This window comes from Acidovorax sp. KPB24-07 (assembly GCF_057543315.1).
In genome coordinates, this window is record NZ_BAAJYS010000355.1 from 1 (window position 1) to 3,403 (window position 3,403).

Sequence of the window (3,403 nt, forward strand, 5' to 3'; positions counted from 1 at the left end):
CTGCCCGGGTTGCGGCGGTGCCTCGCTGGCCACTGGCGCGGGTGCACGCGCGGCAGCACTTTCAGTGCGGGTTGCCGCATCGCGGGCGGACGGGGCTGTCGTACGCGCGGGCCTGCGGGTGGAACGGGTGGCGGGAGGGTTGGCGGGTTCGAAGGCTTCGACCGGTTCGTCAACGGCGGTCAGGTCCGCACGGGCCGCGGTCTGGTGGTAAGCATCCGGAGAAAGCAGCGCGGCGCGCCGGGTGGGGGCGGGGGGCAGGGGCATGGTGCAATGGCCTCGATGGGATGTTCAGAAAGCAAAAAGCCGCCTGGAGGCCAAGGCGGCTTTTGGGTGAGGGGAGGGCGTTGCGTTTCTCAGCAGCATCGATCCATTATGCATGCTCCCCATGACGGGCCGCGGCAGCCTGCCGCAGCCGGCTTCAGGCAGCTTTCTTGAGGGCCTTGATGGACTTCACGGCCTTGAGCACTTCGTCCACATGGCCCGGCACCTTGAGGCCGCGCCATTCGTGGGCGAGGATGCCGTCGGGGCCGACCAGGAAGGTGCTGCGTTCGATGCCCTTGACCTTCTTGCCGTACATGATCTTGTTCTTGACCACGCCGAACATGTGGCACATTTTTTCTTCGGTGTCGGCGATCAGTTCGAACGGAAGTTCGAGCTTTTCCTTGAAGTCGTCGTGCGACTTCATGTTGTCGCGCGACACGCCGAAGACGGCTGCGCCGGCCTTGACGAAATCTTTGTACTTGTCGCGGAACTGCATGGCTTCGGTGGTGCAGCCAGGGGTGTTGTCCTTGGGATAGAAGTACAGAATCAGAACCTGGCCAAGATGCGAGGTATTGGAGACCTTGATCCCCCCGGTCGCGTTGGCTTCAAATTCAGGTAGGGGTTTGTTGACAACGATCGCCATGGCACTCAATCTCTCAGGATGAAAGTCGTTGAAAAGCCGGGGGAGCGGTGTGTGTTATTGCTCTTGGAGGGCCCCCGACCGCAACCGGAGATTTTACCTTGAAACGGACTCTTTCGCACTCTTTCAGGCCCTGCAGTCTGTAACCAAAGTACACAACTGGCGGTCAAGGCTCCAGCAGCAGGGCGGCGACCACGTTGCGCCCCTCGCCCGCCAGGATGTTGTAGGTGCGGCAGGCCGCCGGGGTGTCCATGGTCTCCAGCCCCATGCGCTTGGCCATCAGCGGCTGCAGCCAGGCGGGCGGCGGAAAGCGGTTGCGCGTGCCGCTGCCGAAAAGGATGAGTTCCGCATCGAGCCCGGCCAGTTGCGCGAAGTGCGCCGGCGTGAGGTCTTCGAAGCGCGTGCAGTCCCACGCCTGGCGCAGCCCGCGCGAGCCGAGGATCACGCTCGTCGTGAGCTTTTCGCCGTCGACGCCGATCCAGCCGGGGCCGTAGGCGCTGATGGTCTGCGTTTCGGAGCGGTCGGGCTGGAATTTCATTCGCTTTGGATGGATATCCGTTTGTGGGAAAAGGTGCGCTACGAGGGGCCAAAGGGTGCCAGGGCGCTGCGGGAACTGTGGTCAAATTATAGGTTTCGCCACAGAGGCAATGCCTCCTGGCGGGTCTCTGAGTCCCCCGTGTCCGGCTCCCGTCCTTTTTTCGCCAGCGCATGAAGACCATCCACAAATCCGCGAAGCTCAATAACGTTCTCTACGATGTCCGGGGCCCGATCGTGGACGCGGCCAAGCAGATGGAGGACGAGGGGCAGAAGATCATCAAGCTGAACATCGGCAACCTCGCGCCGTTCGGCTTCGACGCCCCCGAGGAAATCCAGCAGGACATGATCCGCAACCTGCCCAACTCGGCGGGCTATTCGGACAGCAAGGGCATCTTCGGCGCGCGCAAGGCGGTGATGCACTACAGCCAGCAGCAGGGCGTGGCGGGCGTGACGCTCGACGACATCTACCTGGGCAACGGCGCGAGCGACCTGATCGGCATGGCCACCAACGCGCTGCTCGACGACGGCGACGAACTGCTGGTGCCCGCGCCCGACTACCCCCTGTGGACCGCCGTCGCCAGCCTGTCGGGCGGCAAGCCCGTGCACTACCTGTGCGACGAGGCCAACGGCTGGATGCCTGACCTGGACGACATCCGCGCCAAGATCACGCCGCGCACCAAGGGGCTGGTGGTCATCAACCCCAACAACCCCACGGGCGCGATGTATTCAGACGAGCTGCTCAAGGCCCTGGTGCAGATCGCCCGCGAGCACGGCCTGGTGCTGCTGGCCGACGAGGTGTACGACAAGGTGCTGTACGACGGCGTCACGCACACGGCGCTGGCCAGCCTGTCCACCGACGTGCTCACGCTGACCTTCAACTCGCTCTCCAAGGCCTACCGCTCGTGCGGCTACCGCGCGGGCTGGATGGTGATCTCGGGCAACAAGGAAGTGGCCCGCGATTACATCGAGGGCATCAACATGCTCGCCAACATCAAGCTGGGCTCCAACGTGCCCGGCCAATGGGCCATCCAGACGGCGCTGGGCGGCTACCAGAGCATCAACGACCTGGTCCGGGAAGGCGGGCGCCTGCGGCGCCAGCGCGACCTGGCCTATGAACTCATCTCGGCGATCCCGGGCGTGAGCTGCGTGAAACCCAAGGCGGCGCTCTACATGTTCCCCCGCCTGGACCCCGCGATGTACCCCATCGCCGACGACCGCCAATTCTTCATGGAGGTGTTGCGCGCCACGCGCGTGATGCTGGTGCAGGGCTCGGGCTTCAATTACCCCGACCAACAGCACTTCCGCATCGTGTTCCTGCCGCACGAGGACGACCTGCGCGTGGCCATCGGCCGCCTGGCGGATTTCCTCGCCCGGTACCGGCAGCAGCATGGCACCGCCTGATTTTTTACTCCTATTTTCATAGCTGTCAGCGCATATTCAACTAGCGCTGCAGTGCAATTTGACTGGTAATTCGATCATGAAACCGATCCAAGTGGGCCTGCTGGGCATTGGCACCGTCGGCAGCGGCGTCTTCAACGTGCTGCAACGCAACCAGGAGGAAATCCGTCGCCGCGCCGGCCGTGGCATCGAGATCGCCATGGTGGCCGACCTCGACGCGGCCCGCGCCAGGACCGTCGTGGGCGACACCGCCCAGGTGGTGAGCGATGCGCGCGCCGTCATCGCCAACCCCGACATCGACATCGTGGTCGAGCTGATCGGCGGCTACGGCATCGCCAAGGCCCTGGTGCTGGAAGCCATCGCCGCCGGCAAGCACGTGGTCACCGCCAACAAGGCGCTGCTGGCCGTGCACGGCACCGAGATCTTCGCGGCCGCGTCGGCCAAGGGTGTGATGGTGGCCTTCGAGGCCGCCGTGGCCGGGGGCATCCCGATCATCAAGGCGCTGCGCGAGGGGCTCACCGCCAACCGCATCCAGTGGATCGCCGGCATCATCAACGGCACCACCAA

4 protein-coding genes are annotated in these 3,403 nt (G+C 64.4%); 2 read left to right on the forward strand and 2 right to left on the reverse strand.

Annotated features, from left to right (window positions below; translation table 11 throughout):
• Positions 1-418: 418 nt before the first annotated feature.
• Positions 419-904: a peroxiredoxin gene (locus tag AC27IQ_RS20830; RefSeq protein ID WP_272551605.1), complete on the reverse strand. Its 486-nt coding sequence runs from the start codon at positions 902-904 to the stop codon at positions 419-421.
• A 163-nt stretch (positions 905-1,067) separates the two neighbouring features.
• A complete protein-coding gene (locus AC27IQ_RS20835; protein WP_284395750.1) occupies positions 1,068-1,439 on the reverse strand; it encodes an Mth938-like domain-containing protein in 372 nt (123 codons plus the stop codon).
• A 170-nt stretch (positions 1,440-1,609) separates the two neighbouring features.
• Between AC27IQ_RS20835 and AC27IQ_RS20840 the strand changes: the two genes are divergently transcribed.
• Both AC27IQ_RS20840 and AC27IQ_RS20845 read left to right on the forward strand, forming a co-directional pair.
• The gene (locus AC27IQ_RS20840) at positions 1,610-2,839 is read left to right on the forward strand and encodes a pyridoxal phosphate-dependent aminotransferase (protein ID WP_284405962.1); all 1,230 of its coding nucleotides are present in this window, start codon (positions 1,610-1,612) and stop codon (positions 2,837-2,839) included.
• A gap of 76 nt (positions 2,840-2,915) precedes the next feature.
• Positions 2,916-3,403, forward strand: a 488-nt coding sequence (locus AC27IQ_RS20845) for a homoserine dehydrogenase (protein WP_487090630.1), incomplete at its 3' end; no start/stop codon positions are given.